The organism is Crassaminicella thermophila (genome assembly GCF_008152325.1).
In the GTDB taxonomy this organism is placed as follows: Bacteria; Bacillota; Clostridia; order Peptostreptococcales; family Thermotaleaceae; genus Crassaminicella_A; species Crassaminicella_A thermophila.
The window spans coordinates 371,931-395,845 of record NZ_CP042243.1; the positions used below are offsets into that span (position 1 = coordinate 371,931).

The window sequence follows — 23,915 nt, forward strand, 5'->3', positions numbered from 1 at the left end:
ATTAGAATCTAGGAGATGGTATTGATGAGATTAATCTTATTAGGGCCTCCAGGGGCAGGTAAGGGAACACAAGCTTCAAGTATTGTTCAAAAATTTGATATACCGCATATATCAACAGGCGATATCTTTAGGAAAAATATTAAAGAAGGAACGGAATTAGGAAAAAAAGCAAAAGAATATATGGATCAAGGGCTTTTAGTTCCAGATGAACTTGTTGTAGCCATTGTTGAAGATAGATTACAACAAGAAGATTGCAAAGAAGGTTTTCTGCTTGATGGATTTCCGAGAACTGTTAATCAAGCAGAAGAATTAGATAAAGTGCTTACAAAGATGAATGTAAGCTTGGATAAAGTAATAAATGTGGAAGTAGACAAAGAGATCTTAGTTGAAAGAGCTGTTGGAAGAAGAATCTGTAAAAATTGCGGTGCTACATTCCATGTTAAATTTAACCCACCTGCAAAAGAAGGTATATGTGACAAATGTGGTGAAAAGTTGCAGCAAAGAGCAGACGATAATGAAGAAACAGTTTCTAAGAGAATAGAAGTATACTTGAATGAAACAAAACCACTAATTGATTATTATAAAAATAAAGGGATTATTGCCACAATAAACGGACAACAAGAAATAGATAAGGTATTTAAAGATATTGTTGTTGCTTTAGGAGAGTAATCAAATGATTATTTTAAAATCAAGTAATGAAATTGATTATATGAAAGAAGCGGGGAAAATTGTGGCCTATGTCCATGAAGTAGTACGTGATGCTATAAAGCCTGGTATTACTACAAAGGAATTAGACGAAATTGCTGAAAGAGAAATAATAAAACATGGAGCAATACCAGCTTTTAAAGGTTATCATGGATTTCCAGCAAGTATTTGTGCTTCAATCAATGAGGAAGTCGTTCACGGAATACCTGGATTAAAAACATTAAAAGATGGCGATATTATTAGTGTAGATATAGGAGCAGTCTATAAAGGTTATAATGGAGATGCTGCAAAAACACATCCAGTAGGAAAAGTTTCTGATGAAGCTTTAAAGCTTATTCAGGTAACAAAAGAAAGTTTCTATGAAGGACTAAAATTTTGCAGAGTTGGAAACCGACTATCGGATATATCTCATGCTGTACAAAATCATGTAGAAAACAATGGATTTTCTGTAGTAAGAGATTTTGTAGGGCATGGAATAGGAAAGGATATGCATGAAGATCCACAGATTCCTAATTTTGGACCACCTGGAAAGGGACCAAGATTAAGGGATGGAATGGTTTTAGCAATAGAGCCAATGGTGAACATGGGAACATATAAAGTAAAAGTTCTTCAGGATAACTGGACTGTTGTGACCTTAGACAATAAGTTATCAGCACATTATGAGCATACGGTTGCCATCACAAAAGACGATCCGATTATTTTAACAAGCCTTTCTTAAGGCAAAGAGGTGAAAAATGTGAATACGACTCATGAAGTTTCAATAGGTCAAATTGTTAAATCAAAAGCTGGAAGAGATAAGGATAAATTGTTTATAGTTATTGGTATTGTAGATGAGCAGTATGTTCTTATTTCGGATGGAGACCTAAGAAAAATTGATAAACCAAAGAAAAAAAAGGTGAAGCACTTAGGGAAATATAATATAATAAGTGAAGCTGTAAAAAATAAGATTGAGAATAATGAAAAAATAAGCAATTTATTTTTGAGGCGTGAACTGGAAAAACTGGGTCTTAGCTAACCTAGGAATAGGAGGTCAATTTCCTAATGGCAAAGAAAGATGTAATAGAGGTTCAAGGCACAGTTGTTGAAGCTTTGCCTAATGCCATGTTTAAAGTTAAATTGGAAAACGGACATGAGTTATTAGCACATATTTCTGGTAAACTTAGAATGAACTTTATCAGAATATTGCCTGGTGATACAGTTACAGTTGAATTGTCCCCTTATGATCTAACAAGAGGGAGAATTACTTGGCGAGGCAAAGGCAAGTGATTAAGGAGGGATAACAGTGAAAGTTAGAGCATCCGTTAAGCCTATATGCGAAAAATGTAAAATTATTAAAAGAAAAGGCAAAGTTATGGTCATCTGTGAAAATCCTAAGCATAAACAAAAACAAGGTTAAATTTGAATAGTTGAAAAATAATATTCAAATGTTATGCAATGAAAATTTTCATGGTATAAATATTAGTATATAAGTGTGCGGCTGCGTTTAATCTTAAAATTTTGATTAAACAACTTATAACTAATAATGACATATAAAGATAGTTTGTAATAGCACAGATTTAGGAGGTGTAAAGTAAAATGGCAAGAATCGCTGGTGTTGACTTACCAAGAGAAAAAAGAGTAGAAATAGGTTTGACATACATCTACGGTATAGGTAGAAAAACATCAAACATTATATTAGAAAAAGCAGGGATAAATCCTGATACAAGAGTAAGAGATCTTACTGAAGATGAAGTAGGTAATCTAAGAAAAATCATAGACAATGAATACCAAGTTGAAGGGGATCTTCGTAGAGAGATTTCTTTAAATATTAAGAGATTAAAAGAAATTGGTTGTTATAGAGGAATTCGTCATAGAAAAGGTCTTCCAGTAAGAGGACAAAAAACAAAAACAAATGCGAGAACTAGAAAAGGACCTAAAAAGACTGTTGGACGTAAGAAAAAGAAATAGTTAAAGGAGGGTAAATGACATGGTAGCCAAAAAAGCAGCGAAAACTCGTAAGAGAAGACGCGAGCGTAAAAATATAGAACGTGGGCAAGCACATATTCAATCTACTTTTAATAATACAATTGTAACCCTTACTGATTTACAAGGAAATGCTATAGCGTGGGCTAGTGCAGGAGGATTAGGTTTCAAAGGATCAAGAAAATCAACTCCTTTTGCAGCACAAATGGCAGCTGAAACTGCAGCGAAGTCTGCTATGGAGCATGGATTAAAAACAGTAGAAGTTTATGTAAAAGGACCTGGAGCAGGAAGAGAAGCTGCAATTAGAGCTTTACAAACTGCAGGATTAGAAATAAACTTAATTAAAGATGTTACTCCAATACCACACAATGGATGTAGACCACCAAAACGTAGAAGAGTCTAATTAGGATTAGGAGGTGTAAGAATAATGGCAAGATATACGGGACCATCTTGTAGACTTTGTCGTAGAGAAGGACAAAAGCTTTACTTAAAAGGTGAAAGATGTTATTCAGATAAATGTGCAATTAGCAGAAGAGGATATGCACCAGGACAACATGGGCAAGCAAGAAAAAAATTATCTAACTATGGTTTACAATTAAGAGAAAAACAAAAAGCAAAGAGATTCTATGGATTAATAGAAACACAATTTAGAACATACTTTGAAAAAGCAGAAAAAATGCCAGGAATCACTGGTGAAAACTTACTAAGAATTCTTGAAACAAGATTAGATAATGTAGTGTATAGAATGGGATTTGCTGCATCTAGAAAAGAAGCAAGACAATTAGTAACGCATGGACACTTTACAGTAAATGGAAAGAAAGTAGATATTCCATCATACCTTGTTTCTGTTGGTGATGTAATTAAAGTAAAAGAGAAAAGTGTAAGTTCACCTAAGTTTAAAGGAATAGCTGAAGAAGCTAAAACTGTACCAAACTGGGTAGAAGTAAGTGCTGAAAACTTAGAGGGAAAAGTAGTTTCACTTCCAACTAGAGAAGACATTGATATTCCAATAGCTGAGCACTTAATCGTTGAGTTATATTCAAGATAATAAGTATTAGGATCAGTTACCCTCATAATGTATAGATATAAAAGGAATAAGGAGGGTTAAAGTTATGATTGAAATAGAAAAGCCAAAAATAGAGTGTGTGGAATTAAGTCCAGATAATACCTATGGAAAATTTATTGTAGAGCCTCTAGAAAGAGGTTATGGTATTACATTAGGGAATAGTCTGCGAAGAATATTGCTTTCATCTCTACCAGGCGTTGCTGTTACATCTGTAAAAATAGATGGTGTACTTCATGAATTTTCAACGGTTCCTGGAGTAAAAGAAGATGTGACAGAAATAATACTAAATCTTAAAGAATTATCTGCAAAAATTCATTCTGATGGACCAAAGGTTGTTAGAATTGAAGCTAATGGTCCAAGAGTAGTTACTGCAGGAGATATTATTGCTGATGCAGATGTAGAAATATTAAATCCTGATCTGCATATTGCAACACTTGAAGATGATGCTAGACTAGTTATGGAAATATCCATTTCTAAGGGTAGAGGGTATGTTCCAGCAGAAAACAATAAAACACCTGGAATGCCTATAGGTGTATTACCTGTTGATTCTATATATACGCCTGTTAAAAAAGTTAGTTATCATGTTGAAAATACAAGAGTTGGGCAAGTTACTGATTATGATAAACTTACGTTAGAAATATGGACGGATGGTAGTATAAAACCAGATGAAGGTGTTTCTTTAGGTGCTAAGATTATGAATGATCATTTAAGATTATTTATTGATTTAACAGATCATGTAGAAAATGTAGAAATTATGGTAGAAAAAGAAGAAGATAAGAAAGAAAAAGTAATGGAAATGACTATTGAGGAACTTGAACTTTCTGTTAGATCATATAACTGTCTGAAGAGAGCTGGAATCAATACTGTAGAAGAACTTACCCAAAAATCAGAAGAAGATATGATGAAGGTAAGAAATCTAGGTAAAAAATCCCTTGAAGAAGTACAGCAAAAACTACACGAACTTGGTTTAGGCTTAAAACCTAGTGAAGACTAGTATAGGTTGAAGGAGGGAAAGACATGGCAGGACATCGTAAATTAGGCCGTCCAACAGCGCATAGAAACTTGATGTTAAGAAATCTTGTTACAAGCCTGTTAAGAGAAGGTCGAATTAAGACTACTGAAACAAGAGCAAAAGAAACGCGTAAACTTGCAGAAAAAATGATTACTCTAGGAAAAAGAGGAGATTTACATGCAAGACGTCAAGCATTAGCTTTTGTATTAGATGAAACAGTTGTTAAAAAGGTATTTGATGAATTAGCACCAAAATATCAAGAGAGAAACGGTGGATATACAAGAATCATGAAGTTAGGGCCTCGTAGAGGAGACGCAGCTGAAATGGTTATTATAGAGTTAGTATAGTATATTTAGGGATTAAGTGGATAACTTAGTCCCTTTTATTTTTAGGGAATTATATATAGAGATAACCAGCTTTAAAATGAAATATAAAAAGAACGTTTATTCCAGATAACTTTTGAAAAAACTAAACTTCATTACATGAAAAAATACTAAACCTTCAAAACTCACCTTTGTTCAAACAATGAAGGTTTTTAACGTATTTTTTCATTGCATTTCAGTAAGTTTTTTTATTTTACAAAAGTTATCAAAGTCATTCACTTATCTTTTTATATATATTTTTTTTTAACATTGATGTTGTTTATCTTTATATATAAGATGAATTAAATAAAAATAAAAACGAACAATCTATTGGTATTATGTGAAATAAGAGGTATAATATATAGGAATAATATATAAGGGATAAGGATTGATTGAATGGAAAACATAATTGAAATATATGATTTGGTATATGAATATAGAAAAGAAGAAGAAAAAGTACAAGCCCTAAAGAAAATTTCACTCAATGTAAAAAAAGGCGAATTTTTAGTAGTTATTGGGCATAATGGTTCAGGAAAGTCAACAATGGCCAAGCATATGAATGCATTGCTTCTTCCAAGTGGGGGAAAAGTATATGTAGATGGGCTAGATACACAAAATGAATCTAATATATGGAATATACGACAAATGGCAGGGATGGTATTTCAAAATCCAGACAATCAAATAGTAGCAACGGTTGTAGAAGAAGATGTAGCTTTTGGATTAGAAAATCTAGGTGTAGCACCTAAAGAGATTCGAAAAAGGGTAAATGATTCTTTAGAAGCTGTAGGAATGACAGAATTTAGCAAGAAAGGACCTCATTTGCTATCGGGAGGTCAAAAGCAAAGAATTGCGATTGCAGGTATAATTGCAATGAAACCTAAATGTATTATTTTAGATGAGCCTACTGCAATGCTTGATCCATCAGGAAGAAAAGAGGTTATGAACACAATTCATAAGCTCAATAAAGAAGAGGGGATTACTATTGTCCATATTACTCATTTTATGGATGAGGCAGTAAATGCTGATCGTATTATAGTTATGGAGGAAGGAAATATAGTATTAAAAGGAAAGCCTAAAGAAATTTTTTCTAAGGTAGATACGTTAAAAAGATTAGGTTTAGATGTACCTCAGGTAACTGAGTTAGCATATAAGCTTAGAAAGGATGGAATAGATATTCCAACAGAAATATTAACAGTAGATGAGATGGTGAAGTATTTATGTCAATAATTATTGAAAATTTATCACATATATATAATCCAAATACTCCTTTTGAAACAATGGCTTTAAATAATGTAAATATAACAATTGAAAAAGGCGAATTTATAGGACTTATAGGACATACTGGATCTGGGAAATCTACACTTATACAACACCTAAATGGACTTTTAAAACCTTCATCAGGAAAGATTGTAATAGATGGATTTGACATTACAAAAAAAGATGTTAAATTAAGAGAAATACGAAAAAAAGTAGGACTCGTATTTCAGTATCCAGAGCATCAACTTTTTGAAGAAACTGTATATAAAGATGTAGCATTTGGACCTATGAATCTAGATTTAGAACAAGAAGAAATAGATAAGAGAGTAAAGGAAGCAATTAAACTTGTAGGGTTACCTTATGAAGAAATAAAAGATAGATCTCCTTTTGAACTAAGTGGTGGTCAAAGAAGGAGAGTGGCTATTGCAGGGGTTTTAGCAATGAAGCCGGATGTATTAATTCTTGATGAGCCTACAGCAGGTCTTGATCCTAGAGCAAGAGATGAAATATTAAGTAAAATTAAAAACCTACATCAAAAATATAAAATAACTATTATACTTGTTTCTCATAGCATGGAGGATATTTCAAAACTGGTAGATAGGATTATTGTTATGCACAAAGGGAAGGTAGAGTTAACGGGTAAGCCAAGGGAAGTTTTTGGAAAGGCAGAACTTCTTGAAAATATTGGTCTTGGTATACCACAGATTACTTACCTTATGAAAGTACTTAAAAGTATGGGAAAAGCTGTTAGAGACGATATATTTACCGTTGAAGATGCGAAAGAAGAAATACTGAATTTAATAAGGAGAAAATAATATGTTAAGGGATATAACAATAGGACAATATTATCCAGTTGATTCGAGTATACACAAATTAGATCCAAGAGTAAAGATATTAGCAACATTATGTTATATAATATCATTGTTCCTTGTGAAACATTTAGTAGATTATGTGTATATACTATTTTTTTTAGGAGGAACAATTCTTCTATCAAAGGTACCTTTTAAGTATATGATGAAAGGTCTTAAACCATTATTTTTAATTATCATTCTTACCTTTAGTATTAACATTTTTATGACAAAAGGGGAGGTTCTTTACCAAATAGGACCATTAGACATTACAAGAGAAGGAATAAGACAGGCTGTTTTTATGGCTACAAGACTTATATTGCTTATTGTTGGAACGTCACTTTTAACCCTTACAACATCACCTATACAGCTTACAGATGGAATTGAAAAGCTTTTAAATCCATTTAGAAAAATAGGAGTACCAGCTCATGAATTAGCCATGATGATGACTATTGCTTTAAGGTTTATTCCAACTCTTTTAGAAGAAACAGATAAAATTATGAAGGCACAAATGGCAAGAGGAGCTGATTTTGAAAGTGGAAATATTTTAAAACGTGCAAAGAGCTTGGTTCCTTTATTAGTGCCTCTTTTTATTAGTGCTTTTAGAAGAGCTGATGAATTGGCTATGGCAATGGAGGCTAGATGTTATAGAGGTGGAGAAAATCGAACAAGAATGAAGGAATTATCCCTGCATAAAAGAGATTTTATTGCAGCTATAATTACTTTTGTTGTATTTATAGCCGTTCTTGTAAATCGTTTTATATAAAGGTGAGCATATGAAAAATGTAAAATTAACAATAGAATATGATGGTACAAATTTTTATGGATGGCAGAGACAAAAATATGGAAGGACAGTACAAGAAGAGATTGAAAAGGCGTTGAAGAAAATTATAAAAAAAGAAGTAAAAATTAATGGCTCAGGTAGAACAGATGCAGGGGTTCATGCATTGGGGCAAGTAGCAAATTTTGAAGAAGAATTTAGTATTCCTGTAGAGAAAATCCCTGTGGCATTGAATTCTGTATTGCCAGATGATATAGCGATAAAAAAAGCTGTAGAGGTTTCTAAAGACTTTCATGCAAGATATAGTGCTGTAGGAAAGAAGTATATTTATAAGATTTATAATGGGCCATTACGAAGCCCTCTTCTTCGAAACTATACTTATTTTGTGAAAGATTATTTAAATAAAGAAGATATGAAGAAAGCTACGAAGTTTTTTATTGGAGAACATGATTTTAAAGGTTTTATGGCTTCAGGCAGCCAAGTAAAGGATACTGTAAGAACAATATATGATTTATCAATTGAGGAACAAGATTGTATCATTAGAATAGAAGTAAAAGGAAATGGTTTTTTATACAATATGGTTCGAATAATAGCGGGAACATTGGTTGATATTGGAAAAGGAAAGATTAATATAGAAGATTTATCAGAGATAATTCAATCCTGCAAAAGAGAAAGAGCAGGGCATACAGCACCTCCTCAAGGATTATATCTTGCAGAAGTTTATTATGAAAAAACGATTATACCTTGACACACACGGCAACATGTATTATAATATTTTGGTAATGTGCATATTAAAAAATCCACTAGCCCCGGGTTTTTTAAATATAGATACGCGCTGATAATTTTGAAAAGAAGTGTTAGGAGGGAAACACATGAAATCATTTGTTGCTAAGCCACAAGAAGTTGAAAGAAAGTGGTATGTAGTAGACGCTGAGGGAAAAACATTAGGTCGCTTAGCTTCTCAAGTTGCAGCTATTTTAAGAGGAAAAAACAAACCAACATATACACCACATGTTGATACTGGAGATTTTGTAATTGTTATAAATGCAGAAAAAGTTGCAGTAACAGGAAAGAAAATGGATCAAAAAATGTATAGACATCATACAGGTTATGTAGGTCATATGAAAGAAATGACTTATAAGCAAATGCTTCAGAAAAAACCTGAGCAAATTATTGAATTAGCTGTAAAAGGAATGCTTCCAAAAAATACTTTAGGAAGAAAAATGTTTAAAAAATTAAAAGTATATAGTGGTCCTGAGCACAAGCATGAAGCTCAAAAACCAGAAGTTTTAGATATATAGAGTTTTGGGAAAGGAGGAAATATGATGGCTAAAGTACAATATTACGGAACAGGTAGAAGAAAGACTTCTGTTGCAAGAGTTAGATTAGTTCCTGGAGAAGGAAAAATTACAATCAATGGAAGAGATATAGATAATTATCTTGATTATGAAACATTAAAGAGAGATGTTAGAATGCCTCTTGTACTTACTGAAACTGAAGGAAAGTTTGATGTTATAGCAAAAGTGCATGGTGGTGGATTTACAGGACAAGCAGGAGCTTTAAGACATGGTATTTCAAGAGCATTACTTAAAGCTGATGAAGAGCTTAGACCAATTCTTAAAAAAGCAGGTTTCTTAACAAGAGATCCAAGAATGAAAGAGAGAAAGAAATACGGATTAAAGAAAGCAAGACGTGCACCACAATTCTCAAAAAGATAGTTTCTTTTATTATCAATTTATTCATACGAGTATGCAAAAAACACTACTTAGTTTCTGAATATGCCCCTGTCAAGTAGACAGTGGAAAAAATAAAAAGGAATTGCGCTAATCGTACTTTACGGTTAGCGTGATTTTTATGCAACATTACATAGGTATTGTCTGTATTCTAAAGGTGTCATACAACCAAGACGTTTTTGATATCTGTGATTATTGTAGTATTCAATGTAATTAGTTACTGCTGTTTCTAATTCTTCATAAGTATAGAATTTTCTTAAATAGTACATCTCTGATTTCAGCATACCCCAGAATGCTTCCATTGGTCCGTTGTCAATACATCGTCCAACTCGGGACATGCTCTGAATCATTTCTGATTTATCCAACTTCTTTCGAAATATTTTTGATGTATACTGAAATCCACGATCACTATGAAAAATAGGCTTTTCATCTGGATAATTCTCATGTGCAAGATCAAATGTTTTAAATACTAAAGGATTGTTATTAGATTTACCAATCACAAAAGAAACTACGCTTTTATCCGATAGATCAATTATTGCACTTAAGTATGCTTTTTGATTATTGCCATATTTAAATTCCGTAACATCTGTAACCCACTTCTGACCAAACTTATCTGCTTTAAAGTTTCTATTTAAAATGTTTTCCGCTATAACTTCAGGAGTTGACTTAATATATTTTTTTCTTCTTCTTTTCGACATACCGACTTTTAGGCCTAAAAATAGTCATTAAGCGATAAATTCTCTTATGATTTACTCTAAAATTGTTCTCTCTGTTTAGTTTAATTGTCATTTGACGATAGCCAAGAATACCATCTCGTTCTTCATAGGCTTCTTGAATTAAAGGTATAAGTTTTTTGTTAAAGTTCTCATTTTTACTCTCTTTACGATTCAACCATTTATAATAAGATGACCTTTGAACACCAGCTATTTCACATAGTGTAAAAATTGGATATAACTGTATATCATGTAATTCTTTAATTGCTAAATAGTAGGTTTCATTTCTTACTTGGCTTAAAATCGCCTCCTTTCTATTTCTTCTAACTTTTTTAAAAAATCAATCTCCATTTGTTGCCTTTTATTTTGAGCTTCCAGAAGTTTGTTTAGTGCTCTAAGCTTTTCAATCTCTGACAATTCATTTGCATTTTTCTGTTTGCCACGTTTATCTTTTAATGCCTCAACACCAGATTCCTCATATTTTTTAGTCCATGAATAGACTTGATGATATGATACTTTATATTTATCTGCAGTTTTATTATAGCTGTTCTGATGTTCAATGCAGTGTTTAACAATTTCTATTCTTTCATTAAAATTAGTTTTACGTCCGTTGGCCATGACTTTATCTTCTCCTATTCCTGATGATTTTAACTCTTCATGACCATTATACTTTATAATCCACTTAAGAACAGTTGTATGTGAGGGAATCTTAAATTTTTTTGCAATGTCATATATCGAACTGTCACCCTCAAGATATGCTTTAATAACAGTAATTTTAAATTCTTTTGAATAGAAATTATTATGAGACTTATTCATTAATGCTTCTTTACCCATTGATTGATAGTTTACAATCCATTGTCTAAATGAGTTTCTAGTTACACCATATTTAGATGCAATTGATGTTTGTGATCCTACATTATTTAAATATTCTTCAACTGCTTTAATTTTTAGTTCGTAATCTATTTTACCTTTTCTGCCCATAAGAAAATGCTCCTCCTTCAATAAACAGTTTTTTTATTTTAACTGTCCACTTCAAGGGGAGCATATCATTCATAAGTAGTGTTTTTTATTTTAAGTTGTTTATTTATATAGCCAAAATGGATAGAATTAATATATAATATACATATTAAGCAAAGTTGAGGTGATTCACATGAAACATTGGCTTTATAAAAGAAACCTAAGTCATTATATCAATACACTCATTGTTATTATTCTATCAATTATTTTTTATAAATTTATGGATAATATGAATGGTGTATATTATTCTATTTCTGTAAAGATAGCTACTATTGTAAATGTATTAAAGCCATTTCTTTTAGGTGTTATTATTGCATATATTTTAAATCCTATTATTAAATGGTTTGAGGTTGATATATTGACTAGATTTAAGACTAATAAACAAAATAAATACGAAAGAATCATTAGTACAATATTTGTATTTATTTTGTTTATATGTATTATTGCATTAACTCTTGTACTTGTTGTGCCAAGGATTGCTATGAATATTCGGGATTTACTAAGCAGTTTGCCTACATTTATTTATATAAATGAAAATAAGATTATTGATTGGATCCATGATCTATATAAAAATGATGTATATAATATTGCAGGGACTATAGAAAAAAATATTAATGATCTATTTTATAATACAAGTAGAATTTTTCAAAGAAGTTTAAATAATTTACTTTTAAGTATTATTGCTTTTACTTCAAAGACATTGAATATTCTATTAGCACTTATTGTGTCTTTCTATATTTCAATTGATAAGGATTCATTGTTAAAAGGAATAGAAAGATTACTAAGAGCATTATTTGAGGATAAATATGTAGATAGCTTTAAAAAATTTTGTAAAGAAGCAGATAATACATTTGTAAAATTTGTTATAGGAAAATCTATAGATTCTTTTATCATTGGATTGATTGCATTTATAGGGTTATCCTTTATGAAAAGTCCATATAGCTTGTTAATTAGTATGATTGTAGGGGTTACAAATATGATTCCTTATTTTGGTCCTTTGATTGGAGAAGCGATTGGATTTATTTTTGTATCATTTTATAGTCCTATAAAGGCATTAAAGGTTTTGTTATTTCTTTTTATATTGCAGCAGTTTGATAGTTTTTATTTAACACCTAAAATATTAGGAGATAAAATGGAAGTTGGTCCAATATGGATTATATTTTCAATTGTATTAGGAGGAAGTCTATTCGGTGTAATTGGCATGTTTTTAGGGGTTCCAGCTATATCTATTATTATTGTAGCAGTAAGGAAATTTATAAATAAAAGATTAGAAGAAAAGAAAAATAGAATAGAAAGTATAAAATAAAGCAGATATCTAATCATATCTGCTTTATTTTTGATCTAATATTAATTCCATAGGAGTACAGGAAGGGTTTGAAAAGCCAAATTTTTTGTAGAATTCAGCAGCATTAAAAGTAGTGAGCTTAATTTTTTTTACTTTAGGAACTTTTTCTATAAGAATATTAATAATAATACTACCAAATCCCATATGGCGAAAACCTGGATGAACAACGATATCATCTAAAAAAGCACTCATTCTATAATCTGTTAGCATTCTTCCAAATGCAACAAGTGTATCCCCCATATATATACAAACAAACTCATCTGTATTTTCTAAAATTTCCTCTACAATGCTTGTATCATCTTCAAATGTAAGCCATCCAACAGTTCTATATAATTCAAGAAGTTGAGATGAATCAGGAGGAATATTTTCTAATATCTTCACGATTTTCACCTCACCAGGATTTTTATACTATATTATATGAATCAAGCAAAGAAAGTGATTATAAAAATAGAAGCCATTAATGCTTCGATACTGATTGCATATAGGCGACAATTAAGACATCTAGCTTTTGACTGTACTCAAGAACTGCATAGTCTTGTAAGTTATAGTATTTATTTTTTAATAGAGCAGATAATTCTATATTCATTTCTTCAATTTTTTTCTTTAGTTCATTTTGTGACATTTCTTTTCCCCCTTTTCAAAAAATGACAAAAAACTCAAAAAGTCTCTTGTTTCGACAAGAGATTGCGTCACTATAAGCAATAAAATGACAAAAATGTAAAATAATGCAATAAACTAGTTACGAATATTATATAATAATGGAAAAGAAAATACAAGAAAAAAAGAAAATGTTATAAAATAAATATTTAAAATCATTTTTTATACTATGTTTTATATCTAAAAAAGTATAAAATTAATGTAAAAGATAGCATTAAGAAAGGAGATACTATATGGAGAAACATACAACCTTTAAGCAGATAAGTTTACCAAAGTTAAATAATTTAAAATTAGGATTAGAATCTACCTGTTTGAAGCTTATGGAAGAAGCAGGAGAATTGGCACAAGCCATAGGAAAATTTAGAGGAATTAACGGTGAAAAAGTAGATTTTGAAGAAAAAGAAGTAATAGAGATGATTAGCAAAGAGTTATTAGATGTAGCACAAGTTGCAGTATCTATGATGTTTGTATTAGAAGAAGAATATGGAATTAATATAAAGGAAAAGGTAGATGACCACATAGACAAATTGGAAAAGAAAGGGTATCTTAAGTTATAGTATATTAATAGTTCAATGGGGGTAAAAATGAAAAAATATTTATTCATGGCCTTGCTTATATTATTACTTTGTATAGGCTGTGTTGATAAAAGAATACATGAAGAAGTAGAGGCTTTTATTGGGAAGCAAGAACAATATGTAAACGAAAAAAATATTATAAAATATATGGATACAATATCAAAAGAAAAACCTGAATATTTAGCTGAGAAGAAAAGCTGGATACGAGATATTCAAATGAATGACATTAATGATTATAATTTAAAGATAGAAGATATAGAAATATTTAGTAAGGATGAAGTGAGATTAAAGCTTAAGCAAAGTTATTTTTATGAAGGGAAAAAATATTCTGTTAAGATTCCTTTATTGCTTAAGAAGGAGAATGGGCATTGGAAAGATAATGATTTAATATTTGATGAAATTAGTACTACACATTTTAGAATAAAATATGGTGAAGGATTAAGAAAATATGCACAAGCTGTTGCAAATGTCTGTGAGATAGCTTATCAAAATATTTGGCATAGATATGGTGAAAAAATAAAAGATACTACAATAATAAAAATATATGAAGATGAAGAAATACTAAGACAATCTGTAAAGCTGTCATTTAAATGGCAATTTGCTGGGTGGTATGAGTATCCAGAATCTATTAAAACTACAAAATTTGAAGAAGAGACTTATAGAAAAATTTTGGAACATGAACTGGTACATAAATTGACAATAAGTAAGTCGAATAATAATATGCCATATTGGTTTACAGAGGGACTGGCTGTATATTTTGCAAATTTTCCAAATGAGCCAAAAGAACATAGAAAAAAATCATATTATTTAAATAGATACAAGGATAAAAGAATGGATATTTTAAAATTAGAAAAAGCAAACCTTGAAAAAATGAAAGACCCTAAGGAAATTTCAAACTATTATGATAGCGCTGGAATGATCGTAAAATTTATGATACAAAAGTATGGACTGCAAAAGGTAAAAGATATTGTTGAAGCATTAGGGGAATTTCCTTATCAAGAAGGTACGGGTATAGAGGTGGATAAAGAATCGATAAAAAGATTTCATAAAGTATTTAAAAAAGAATTTGGAATAAGTGTTAATGATTTAAATGAAGAATGGATTAGTTATTTAAATGAGACAGAGTGAAAGCTCTGTTTTTTCTTTTTTCATATATATAATTTATCTGAATAGGATTAAATATAAGAAAAAAGAAGGAGGAGATTATAAGAATGAGAATATTGGTTATAAACAAAAAATGGATGTTTTTAATAATTTCTATCATATTTTCTATAATCTTTTCAACATTTTGTATAAATAAAGTATTAGAAGTTTCAAAACATATTGTTTTGAATAAAGTGGTTATAATCGATGCAGGTCATGGAGGAATAGATGGAGGTGCAGTTGGAAAAAGCGGGGTTTGTGAAAGCCATATAAATCTTAAAATTGCATTGAAATTAAGAAAGTTACTAGAACAGGAAGGTGCGATTGTATTACTGACAAGAGAAGATGATGTAGGATTATATTCTGATACTGGAACGGTAAGAAAGAAAAAAAATGAAGATTTAAGAAATAGGAAAAAATTAAGAGATGAAAGTCAGGCAGATTTATTTATAAGTATTCATATGAATAGTTTTGGGCAATCGAAATATTATGGAGCACAAACATTTTATCCTAAAAAGTCTGAGGAAAGCAAAAGGTTAGCAGAATTGATTCAAGAAGAATTAATTAGAGTTATTGATAATGGAAATAATAGGGTAGCAAAAGAAAAAAGTGATGTTTACTTATTAAAATCTTGCAAGATTCCAATGGTATTAGTGGAATGTGGTTTTTTATCGAATCCAATGGAAGAAAGGTTATTACAAGAGGATAAATATCAGGAGAAGATTGCATGGAGTATTTATATTGGAATATTAAGATATTTTCAAGAAGAAAATAAAGTTTGAATAAGTTATATAATTAAAAAAACTACAACTTGTGGATAAAATGTGAATAAAGTTTTCAGAATACTTTCAAAGCAAGTAAAATCAATAGAAAGGGATGTTGTTAGTTATCCACAAAATTATCCATATATTAAATAATTCAATCCTATGGATATGTGGACAAGCATATTTAAATAAAATAAACTTTGCAAATTTAGCCTATATACAGGGATAATTTATTCACAATAGCTATCCACATTTACATAAAAAAGTATTGTAATAGTAATATACTTCTTGTGCATATAATGAAATATGCAAGGAGGGGATGCTTTGAAAAAATGGGTGTTGTGGGTTATTATTTGTATATTATTTATAACTGTATTAATATGTGTAGATAAGATAATATAGAAAAAAGGAACGCTGGAAGTATGAAGGATCATACTTCCTTTTATTTCTATAAATAAAACAGATAAACGGTTGATAAAATTTTAACAGGATAGTATACTAAAAACAACAGGAATAAAAATAAACACCAAGGAGGGCTGTAGGGATGGTGACAATTCGTGTCTGTATAGGAAGTGCATGTCATTTAAAAGGGGCATATAATGTAATTCAGGGGTTACAAAAAATTGTTGAAGAAAGAAAGTTAGAAAATCAGGTAACAATAAAAGCAGATTTTTGTTTAGGGGAATGTACGAAGGCAGTTTCGGTAAAAGTTGATGATGAACCTATTGTTTCAGTAGACGAAAAAAATGTAGAAGGATTTTTTGAGGAATATGTTCTTAGGAGGTTATAAATTGGGTATTCTAAACTTCTCAAAGGCTAATTGCAAAAATTGTTATAAATGTTTAAGAGCTTGTCCTGTAAAAGCTATTAAGATAAAAAATGAACAAGCTGAAATTGTAGAAGATTTGTGTATTGGGTGTGGACAATGCTTAATTATTTGCCCTCAAAATGCTAGGCAAATTAAAAGTGATCTTAAGGATATAAAAAATGCAATGAAAGATAGAAAAAGAGTTCTTGCAAGTGTAGCTCCTTCTTATGTAGGAGCTTTTGACATGTATGATGCAGGACAAATAGTTACTGCATTAAAAGCTTTAGGATTTGATCATGTTGAGGAAACTGCTATTGGAGCAGAAGTAGTTGCAAGTTTATATAAAGAATATGTAAAAGAAGGAGAATATAAAAACCTTATTACTTCGTGCTGTCCCTCAGCCAATTATTTGGTAGAGAAGTATTTTCCGAATTTAAGCCAATACCTGATTCCTGTGGTTTCTCCAATGCTTGCTCATGGAAAAATATTAAAGCACTTATATGGGATGGACAGTTATGTAGTATTTATTGGTCCTTGTACGGCAAAAAAAATAGAATCACTAAATTTTCAGCATAAGGGAACGATTGATGCTGTGTTAACATTTGAAGAATTGACAAAGTGGTTAGAGGAAGAAAATATTATTTTAAACGATTTAAAGCCACAACCATTTGACCAAAAATCTTTCAAAAGAGGAAGCTCTTTTCCACTAGAAGGAGGTGTAATTTCTAGTTTTATAAATGATGGGGAAGAAGGTTATGAAGTATTAAAGGTAGACGGAATTGAACAGTGCATAAAGATTTTTCAGTCAATGGAAAATTCTACATTAGAAAGAGTTTGTGTAGAAGTGAACACTTGTAGGGGAGGCTGTATAGGTGGACCAGGAATGCCAAAAAGTGAAAAAGACTTTTATAAGGGGCAGAAAAAGGTAAAAGAATATACAAAGAACAAAGAAGATTTTTTAAGAGATAGAGATATTAAATCATATGATAAAATTAATTTTTCAAAGAAATTTATTGATAGAAAGATTAAGAAGCAAAAAGCAAGTGAAGAAGAAATTCAATACATTTTAAAGAAAATAGGGAAATATGAACCAGCTGATGAATTAAATTGCGGAGGCTGTGGATACAATACGTGCCGTGAGAAGGCTCAAGCTGTTTTTGAAGGAATGGCAGAATTAAATATGTGTCTTCCATTTATGAGGAGTAAAGCAGAACGTTTAACAAATGTGATCTTTGAAAATTCACCGAATATTATTATGCTTATTGATGAAGAAATGCGTATTAAGGAATTTAATCCAACGGCAGAAAAAATTTTTAAAATAAAAGCAGACGAAATAAAGGATAAACCTGTTTCTGTAATATTAGATGAAAGTTTATTTTTAAGAGTAAAGAATAGCAAGAAAAATCTTATAGGACAAAAAGCTTTTCATCCTGAATATGATGTGGTATTATTACAAAGTATTTTATACTTAGAAAAACAAAATTTGCTATTGGCCATTATGACCAATGCTACAAATGAGGAAAAACATAAAAAAGAGCTAAAAAGAGTAAAAGAAAATACTATTGAGGCAGCTCAAAAGGTAATTGAAAAACAGATGCGTGTAGCACAAGAGATAGCTAGTTTGTTAGGAGAAACCACTGCAGAGACAAAAGTGATCCTAACAAAACTAAAACAAATAGCATTGGAAGAAAATGGTGATATAGAATGAGTTGTTTTATAGATGTTGCCTTTGATAGTATTAATAAATATGGGGAAGAGCTGTGTGGAGATAATGTAGAAGTCATCCGAACAGAGGATGGGGTTATTGTTGTACTAGCAGATGGATTAGGAAGCGGTGTTAAAGCAAATATATTGGCAACCCTTACTGCAAAAATAGCAGCAACCATGTTGATGGAAGGAGCTAGCATTGATGAGACAGTAGATACAATTGTTCACACCTTACCAGTTTGCAGTGTAAGGAAGCTTGCTTATTCTACTTTTACTATCATAAAAGTTGATAATGATGGGAATGTCTATACGGTTGAATATGATAATCCACCCTTTATACTTGTTCGAAAAAATAAATATTATGATGTAAAAAGAAGAAATAGTATTAAGATAAATGATCGGGCTATAAAAGAAAGTAATTTTAAATTAAAGCAGGGAGATACATTAACTGTAGTAAGTGATGGAGCTATTCATGCGGGTGTAGGAGCTGTGCTTAACTTAGGTTGGCAGTGGGAAAATGTAAGAGATCATTTGACTCGGGTAGTTGGAAAAGAAAAGTGTTCAAAGAATATTACAAAAAATCTTATAGAAGTATGTAAAAACTTATATATGGGCAAACCAGGGGATGATACGACTGTAGTAACTATAAAAATGAGAGAACCTGAGGAAATAGATATGTTTACAGGACCTCCTAAGGATAGTAAAAATGATGCGTGGATTGTAAAAAAATTAATGGAAGGGAAAGGAAAAAAGATTGTCTGTGGAGGAACTGCTGCTAATATTGTAGCAAGGGAGTTAAAAGAAGAGTTAGTGGTAGATATGGATATTATTAGCCCTGATGTACCGCCTACAGCAAAAATAAAAGGAATTGACCTCGTTACAGAAGGAGTATTAACCCTAAGTAAAGCTGTTGAAAAAATAAAAGAATATGTAGATACTTCAATAGAAGAGAATCCAATATATAATCTAAATGCTAAAGATGGAGCATCGAAACTTGCAAAAATGTTGATTGAAGATTGTACTAAGCTTAATCTTTGGGTTGGAAAAGCAGTAAATCCTGCTCATCAAAATCCAGATTTACCTATTGATTTAAGTATAAAATTGAAGGTCGTAGATGAATTAATAGACTTAATGAAAAAATTAGGAAAACAAATAAACCTAACATATATATAGTGAGAGGTGTAAGCATGAGAAAATTTGAGAGCAATGTACAGTTAATAAAGTACGAGGTATTAAGAGAAGTAGCAAGACTGGCAATGGAAGGAACATTAATGGAAGAATATGAAAAAATACCAGAGAGTATTATTCCAGGACCAAAGCCAAGAACAAGATGCTGTATATATAAAGAAAGAGCTATTATGGTTGAGAGAGTAAAGATAGCAATGGGAGGAGACAAGAAAAATAAAAACATCATAGAAGTTTTAGAGATTGCTTGTGATGAATGTCCTATTAATCGTTTTACTATTACAGAAGCTTGTAGAGGATGTCTTGCACATAGATGTTCAGAGGCTTGTCCTGTTGATGCAATATTTCATGTAGGACAAAGAGCATATATTAATCAAGAGAAATGTATTGAATGTGGAAGATGCAAAGATGCATGTCAATATAATGCAGTTTCTGATGTATTAAGACCTTGTAGAGGTGCTTGTCCTACAAATGCTTTATCTATTGACCCAAAGAACAGAAAGGCAGTTATTGACAATGAAAAATGTATACAATGTGGTGTATGCGTGATCCAATGTCCATTTGGTGCTATTATGGATAAATCATTTATTGTAGATGTAGTAGATTTATTAAAAAAAGAAGAGAATGTGTATGCAGTCATTGCTCCAGCTATTGCCAGTCAATTTACAAATGTTAAAATTGGCCAAGTTGTAGCTGCAATAAAAAAGCTAGGGTTTCATGATGTAATTGAGGCAGCTCTTGGGGCAGATATTGTTGCATTAAGTGAAACCCATGAATTTGCACAAACAATAGAAGAGAAAAAAGTTATGACAAGTTCTTGTTGTCCAGCTTTTGTTTCGTATATTGAGAAGTGCTATCCTGAATTTTTAGAGAATGTTTCTACTTCTGTTTCTCCTATGATTGCTATATCTAGACTAATTAAGAAAATGGATGATAAAGCAAAGGTTGTATTTATTGGACCGTGTACAGCTAAAAAAGCAGAAATAAATCAAGAAGATATTAAAGGAAGTACGGATTATGTGCTTACATTTGAGGAGTTGTGTGCAATGATTGATGCTGCTGGCATTAAAATTGAGGAATGTGAAGAAGCTCCGTTAAACAATGCTTCTTTCTTTGGAAGGATATTTGCACGTTCGGGAGGATTAACAGAAGCGATTGAGCATGTATTAAAAGAAGAAAATATTCAAGTTGATTTTAAGCCGATTGTATGTGATGGAATTGCAGAATGTGACAAAGCTTTAAAAATTGCAAAGGTAGGAAGATTGCAAGGAAACTTTATTGAAGGAATGGTTTGCAAAGGAGGTTGTATTGGTGGTGCTGCATCGCTTCATCGATGGCCAAAGGATAGAAAAGCAGTAGATAAATATGGAGAATTAACTGTTGAAAAAGGAATAAAAGATTCTCTTAGAATATTTGAAATAGATGATATTGACTTGCATAGACATTATAAAAAAGATGACAGGGAATAGTTCTCTGTCATTTTTTTATGGAATAGAAAAAAGGATTGTAACAAATAATAGTAGATATCACAGAATATAGATGTTTTGGATTGAGGTGTGCTTATGTTTAGAATATTAAAAGACACAATTTTAGGTGTTAATAATAAAAAACAGCCAAATAGAACGAAAGATATAGAATTGACAAAATCTCTTGAAAAGAACATAAGTGAATTTAAAAGAATATTTAAAGGAAATGAAACGGTTATATTTCGAAATATAGAAAGTAATCAGTGGGATATAAAATGCTGCATTATTTTTATTGATGGAATGATAAATAAATCAGATTTGCACAAAAACGTAATTTATCCAATTATGAACAGCATACCTCCTCAAAAAGCAGATAAACAAAATATTTTAGAAGTATTAGAAAAGAAGATAATCAATGCTTCAGACATAAAAAATGAAAAAGATGCAAATGAAATGATTATGGCTATTTTATATGGAAATGCAGTCCTTTTATTAGATGGTTTTAGTGGGGGGTTAGTTATAGACGTAAAAGGCTGGGAACAAAGAGCTATAACAGAACCTTCTGTAGAGCAAGTTGTTCGAGGTCCGAGAGAAGGTTTTACAGAGACTATAATGACAAATTTAACACTAATTCGAAGGAAAATATTAAGTGCAGATTTAAAATTTCAATTTAAGGAAATTGGTGTAAGAACAAAAACAAAGATATGTGTATGTTATATAGAAGGATTGGCAAATGAAAAAATTATTAAAGAAGTTCATAAAAGATTAGATGATATTCAAATTGATTCAATACTTGAATCTGGTTATATAGAAGAATTAATACAGGATGCTCCATTATCTCCATTTCCTACGATTAGTCATACAGAAAGACCAGATATTGTTGCTGCAAATTTACTAGAGGGAAGAATTGCAATAGTAGTAGATGGTACACCAACTGTTTTAACTTTGCCTTGTCTGTTTGTTGAATACTTTCAAGCAAATGAGGATTATTATAATACATTCATATATGCTTCAATTAATAGGTTGATTAAATTCTTTGGTTTCTTTTTAACAACAAGCATACCTGCTATTTATGTTGCGCTTGCAACATTTCATCAAGAAATGATTCCAACCCCTCTTATATTAAGTATTTCAGCGTCGAGAGAAGGAGTGCCATTCCCTACAATAGTAGAGGCTATTATAATGCTTTTGGCATTTGAAATATTAAGAGAAGGTGGGATAAGATTACCAGCTCCTATTGGTGCAACAATCGGTTTTGTAGGTGCCATTATATTAGGACAGGCTGCTGTACAAGCAAGATTTGTCAGTGCACCAATTGTAATATTGATAGCTTTGACAGGAATTTCACAGTTTTTAGCACCTAAAATGATAGGACCAGCTATTATTGTTAGGTTTATATTCTTATTTCTTTCAGCATTTTTAGGATTGTATGGTTATATATTTGGGGTTATTGGTTTGTTTATTCATCTTATGTCATTAAGATCATTTGGAGTACCTTATATGATATCTATTGGATCTATTAAGATGCAGGATATAAAGGATACAGCTATTAGAGCTCCATGGTGGTATATGTACTATCGGCCAAAGCTTATAGGGCAAAAGAATCCTATTCGTAAGAAAGATTCTCAAATTCCTGAAAAGAGGTAAAGATATGAAGAAGATAATATTTATCTTTATAATTCTTATCCAAGTAGTCATTACTTCTGGCTGTTGGAATTATAAAGAAATCAATGATGTTTCAATAGCAGCAGGAATAGCAGTAGATTACGATAAGGAAAAAGATAAGGTTATTTCAACAACAGAAATAGTTTATCCTATGGTTACAAATGGAGAAACTAAAATTCAACCTGAAGTCATTAAAGCTGAAGGAAGAAACATTTTTGAATCAATAAGAAATATGATTCCATTAACAGGGAAAAAAGTATTCTGGGCTCATGCAAAGGTAATTATTATTAGTGAAGAAGTAGCAAAAAATGAGGATATACTTATAAGTCTTATTGATTTTGCAAAAAGAGATGCAGAGTACAGAGATGATATATGGGTAATTCTCTCAAAAGAAAAAACAGCAGGTGAGATTTTAAAAACGGATGTTATGATACAAGATATTGTTTCTTTTCAACTAGAGGATATATTAAAAAATGAGAAAGGGGTAGAAAAATATCACTCTGTTCCATTATGGAAATTTGCAGATGATTTATCTTCTGAAGGGATTGAACCAACACTTCCAACGGTTGGTATAGCTTCCTATAAAGATAAAAAAATTGCCCAAATGTATGGAACAGGTGTTTTTAAAGGAGCTAAATTAGTAGGATGGCTTAATGGAGATGAAACTAAAAGCTTTCTATTTATTATGGGTAAAATAAACGGAGGTGTGATTATTGTAAATAAAGATACCTCAAAGAGGCCTGTAAGAATAGGTTTAGAAATTTTTAAGAATAAGACAAAAATAAAATCTATATATGAAGATGGAGAAATAAAAATAAAAATAAATACCAAAACAACTGTAAATATAAATGAATTGGAAAGCCAAATAGATTTTATAAGTGAACAAGGAAGAAGTATAGTAAAAAAAGAAGCTGAGAAATTAATGGAAAATAAAATAAAAAACCTCATAAAAAAAGTACAAAAAGAATATGATAGTGATATTTTTGGATTTGGTTCTGTTATTGAGCGAGAACATCCGGAAATTTGGAAAGAAATAAAGAATGATTGGGACAAGATTTTTAGAGATTTAAAAATAGAAGTTAAATCAGAAATAAAGATTAGAGGAAGTGCATTACGATCAAAACCAATTAAGGTGGGAAGTTGA

The 23,915-nt window shown here is 30.9% G+C and carries 30 protein-coding genes and 1 pseudogene; 26 read left to right on the top strand and 5 right to left on the bottom strand.

The window, feature by feature from the left end:
* The first annotated feature begins 24 nt into the window (after positions 1–24).
* From FQB35_RS01740 to rpsI, 16 genes are all read left to right on the top strand, one after another.
* Positions 25–669: an adenylate kinase gene (locus FQB35_RS01740; RefSeq protein ID WP_148808262.1), complete on the top strand. Its 645-nt coding sequence runs from the start codon at positions 25–27 to the stop codon at positions 667–669.
* 4 nt (positions 670–673) lie between these two features.
* Positions 674–1,423, top strand: a complete 750-nt coding sequence (gene map / locus FQB35_RS01745) for a type I methionyl aminopeptidase (RefSeq protein WP_148808263.1) — start codon at positions 674–676, stop codon at positions 1,421–1,423.
* Between the two features lie 18 nt (positions 1,424–1,441).
* The gene (locus FQB35_RS01750; RefSeq protein WP_148808264.1) at positions 1,442–1,720 is read left to right on the top strand and encodes a KOW domain-containing RNA-binding protein; all 279 of its coding nucleotides are present in this window, start codon (positions 1,442–1,444) and stop codon (positions 1,718–1,720) included.
* A gap of 26 nt (positions 1,721–1,746) precedes the next feature.
* Positions 1,747–1,971, top strand: coding sequence for a translation initiation factor IF-1 (gene infA, locus FQB35_RS01755; protein ID WP_148808265.1), 225 nt, complete (start codon positions 1,747–1,749; stop codon positions 1,969–1,971).
* 16 nt (positions 1,972–1,987) lie between these two features.
* The gene (rpmJ, locus tag FQB35_RS01760) at positions 1,988–2,101 is read left to right on the top strand and encodes a 50S ribosomal protein L36 (RefSeq protein ID WP_029267374.1); all 114 of its coding nucleotides are present in this window, start codon (positions 1,988–1,990) and stop codon (positions 2,099–2,101) included.
* A gap of 179 nt (positions 2,102–2,280) precedes the next feature.
* Positions 2,281–2,652 carry a 30S ribosomal protein S13 gene (gene rpsM, locus FQB35_RS01765; RefSeq protein ID WP_148808266.1) on the top strand — a complete coding sequence of 124 codons (372 nt, stop codon included), beginning with the start codon at positions 2,281–2,283 and terminating at the stop codon, positions 2,650–2,652.
* Positions 2,653–2,671: 19 nt separating this feature from the next.
* Positions 2,672–3,070, top strand: a complete 399-nt coding sequence (gene rpsK, locus FQB35_RS01770) for a 30S ribosomal protein S11 (protein WP_148808267.1) — start codon at positions 2,672–2,674, stop codon at positions 3,068–3,070.
* Between the two features lie 24 nt (positions 3,071–3,094).
* Positions 3,095–3,715: a 30S ribosomal protein S4 gene (gene rpsD / locus FQB35_RS01775; RefSeq protein WP_148808268.1), complete on the top strand. Its 621-nt coding sequence runs from the start codon at positions 3,095–3,097 to the stop codon at positions 3,713–3,715.
* A gap of 64 nt (positions 3,716–3,779) precedes the next feature.
* Positions 3,780–4,727: a DNA-directed RNA polymerase subunit alpha gene (locus FQB35_RS01780; protein WP_148808269.1), complete on the top strand. Its 948-nt coding sequence runs from the start codon at positions 3,780–3,782 to the stop codon at positions 4,725–4,727.
* Positions 4,728–4,750: 23 nt separating this feature from the next.
* Positions 4,751–5,092, top strand: coding sequence for a 50S ribosomal protein L17 (gene rplQ, locus FQB35_RS01785; protein ID WP_148808270.1), 342 nt, complete (start codon positions 4,751–4,753; stop codon positions 5,090–5,092).
* A 411-nt stretch (positions 5,093–5,503) separates the two neighbouring features.
* Entirely contained in the window at positions 5,504–6,334 is an 831-nt protein-coding gene (locus FQB35_RS01790) for an energy-coupling factor transporter ATPase (RefSeq protein ID WP_148808271.1), read from the top strand.
* Positions 6,325–7,179: an energy-coupling factor transporter ATPase gene (locus FQB35_RS01795; RefSeq protein WP_148808272.1), complete on the top strand. Its 855-nt coding sequence runs from the start codon at positions 6,325–6,327 to the stop codon at positions 7,177–7,179. The genes FQB35_RS01790 and FQB35_RS01795 overlap by 10 nt, the downstream gene beginning before the upstream one ends.
* A 1-nt stretch (position 7,180) precedes the next feature.
* A complete protein-coding gene (locus FQB35_RS01800; RefSeq protein ID WP_148808273.1) occupies positions 7,181–7,978 on the top strand; it encodes an energy-coupling factor transporter transmembrane component T family protein in 798 nt (265 codons plus the stop codon).
* Positions 7,979–7,988: 10 nt separating this feature from the next.
* Positions 7,989–8,741, top strand: a complete 753-nt coding sequence (gene truA, locus FQB35_RS01805; RefSeq protein ID WP_148808274.1) for a tRNA pseudouridine(38-40) synthase TruA — start codon at positions 7,989–7,991, stop codon at positions 8,739–8,741.
* A 124-nt stretch (positions 8,742–8,865) separates the two neighbouring features.
* The gene (rplM, locus tag FQB35_RS01810) at positions 8,866–9,294 is read left to right on the top strand and encodes a 50S ribosomal protein L13 (RefSeq protein ID WP_148808275.1); all 429 of its coding nucleotides are present in this window, start codon (positions 8,866–8,868) and stop codon (positions 9,292–9,294) included.
* Positions 9,295–9,318: 24 nt separating this feature from the next.
* A complete protein-coding gene (gene rpsI / locus FQB35_RS01815) occupies positions 9,319–9,711 on the top strand; it encodes a 30S ribosomal protein S9 (protein WP_148808276.1) in 393 nt (130 codons plus the stop codon).
* A 134-nt stretch (positions 9,712–9,845) separates the two neighbouring features.
* Here the strand turns inward: rpsI and FQB35_RS01820 are convergent.
* From FQB35_RS01820 to FQB35_RS01830, 3 genes and pseudogenes are all read right to left on the bottom strand, one after another.
* Positions 9,846–10,427: pseudogene (locus FQB35_RS01820) on the bottom strand (IS3 family transposase); the annotation flags it as partial.
* A complete protein-coding gene (locus FQB35_RS16590) occupies positions 10,393–10,617 on the bottom strand; it encodes an IS3 family transposase (RefSeq protein ID WP_168198209.1) in 225 nt (74 codons plus the stop codon). The gene FQB35_RS16590 and the pseudogene FQB35_RS01820, both read right to left, overlap by 35 nt.
* A gap of 119 nt (positions 10,618–10,736) precedes the next feature.
* On the bottom strand, positions 10,737–11,420 hold the full coding sequence (locus tag FQB35_RS01830; RefSeq protein WP_148808279.1) for a helix-turn-helix domain-containing protein: 684 nt from the start codon (positions 11,418–11,420) through the stop codon (positions 10,737–10,739).
* Positions 11,421–11,589: 169 nt separating this feature from the next.
* Here FQB35_RS01830 and FQB35_RS01835 point away from each other — a divergent pair, with 169 nt between their 5' ends.
* A complete protein-coding gene (locus tag FQB35_RS01835; protein ID WP_148808280.1) occupies positions 11,590–12,762 on the top strand; it encodes an AI-2E family transporter in 1,173 nt (390 codons plus the stop codon).
* A 24-nt stretch (positions 12,763–12,786) separates the two neighbouring features.
* Here FQB35_RS01835 and FQB35_RS01840 read toward each other — a convergent pair whose 3' ends face one another.
* Together FQB35_RS01840 and FQB35_RS01845 are read right to left on the bottom strand one after the other, a co-directional pair.
* Positions 12,787–13,182 carry a GNAT family N-acetyltransferase gene (locus FQB35_RS01840; protein WP_168198210.1) on the bottom strand — a complete coding sequence of 132 codons (396 nt, stop codon included), beginning with the start codon at positions 13,180–13,182 and terminating at the stop codon, positions 12,787–12,789.
* Between the two features lie 76 nt (positions 13,183–13,258).
* Positions 13,259–13,423: an aspartyl-phosphate phosphatase Spo0E family protein gene (locus tag FQB35_RS01845; RefSeq protein WP_148808282.1), complete on the bottom strand. Its 165-nt coding sequence runs from the start codon at positions 13,421–13,423 to the stop codon at positions 13,259–13,261.
* 268 nt (positions 13,424–13,691) lie between these two features.
* Between FQB35_RS01845 and FQB35_RS01850 the strand changes: the two genes are divergently transcribed.
* From FQB35_RS01850 to FQB35_RS01890, 9 genes are all read left to right on the top strand, one after another.
* A complete protein-coding gene (locus FQB35_RS01850; RefSeq protein WP_148808283.1) occupies positions 13,692–14,015 on the top strand; it encodes a MazG-like family protein in 324 nt (107 codons plus the stop codon).
* A 27-nt stretch (positions 14,016–14,042) separates the two neighbouring features.
* On the top strand, positions 14,043–15,161 hold the full coding sequence (locus tag FQB35_RS01855; RefSeq protein WP_148808284.1) for a gluzincin family metallopeptidase: 1,119 nt from the start codon (positions 14,043–14,045) through the stop codon (positions 15,159–15,161).
* Between the two features lie 83 nt (positions 15,162–15,244).
* Positions 15,245–15,958 carry an N-acetylmuramoyl-L-alanine amidase CwlD gene (gene cwlD, locus FQB35_RS01860; RefSeq protein WP_148808285.1) on the top strand — a complete coding sequence of 238 codons (714 nt, stop codon included), beginning with the start codon at positions 15,245–15,247 and terminating at the stop codon, positions 15,956–15,958.
* Between the two features lie 526 nt (positions 15,959–16,484).
* Positions 16,485–16,730 carry a (2Fe-2S) ferredoxin domain-containing protein gene (locus FQB35_RS01865; RefSeq protein ID WP_148808286.1) on the top strand — a complete coding sequence of 82 codons (246 nt, stop codon included), beginning with the start codon at positions 16,485–16,487 and terminating at the stop codon, positions 16,728–16,730.
* Position 16,731: 1 nt separating this feature from the next.
* Positions 16,732–18,456, top strand: a complete 1,725-nt coding sequence (locus FQB35_RS01870; protein WP_148808287.1) for a [Fe-Fe] hydrogenase large subunit C-terminal domain-containing protein — start codon at positions 16,732–16,734, stop codon at positions 18,454–18,456.
* Positions 18,453–19,628 (top strand): SpoIIE family protein phosphatase, encoded by a 1,176-nt coding sequence (locus FQB35_RS01875; protein WP_148808288.1) that lies wholly within the window; start codon positions 18,453–18,455, stop codon positions 19,626–19,628. The genes FQB35_RS01870 and FQB35_RS01875 overlap by 4 nt, the downstream gene beginning before the upstream one ends.
* A gap of 14 nt (positions 19,629–19,642) precedes the next feature.
* Positions 19,643–21,109: a 4Fe-4S dicluster domain-containing protein gene (locus FQB35_RS01880; protein ID WP_148808289.1), complete on the top strand. Its 1,467-nt coding sequence runs from the start codon at positions 19,643–19,645 to the stop codon at positions 21,107–21,109.
* Between the two features lie 93 nt (positions 21,110–21,202).
* Positions 21,203–22,753, top strand: coding sequence for a spore germination protein (locus FQB35_RS01885; RefSeq protein WP_148808290.1), 1,551 nt, complete (start codon positions 21,203–21,205; stop codon positions 22,751–22,753).
* A gap of 4 nt (positions 22,754–22,757) precedes the next feature.
* On the top strand, positions 22,758–23,915 hold the full coding sequence (locus FQB35_RS01890) for a Ger(x)C family spore germination protein (RefSeq protein WP_148808291.1): 1,158 nt from the start codon (positions 22,758–22,760) through the stop codon (positions 23,913–23,915).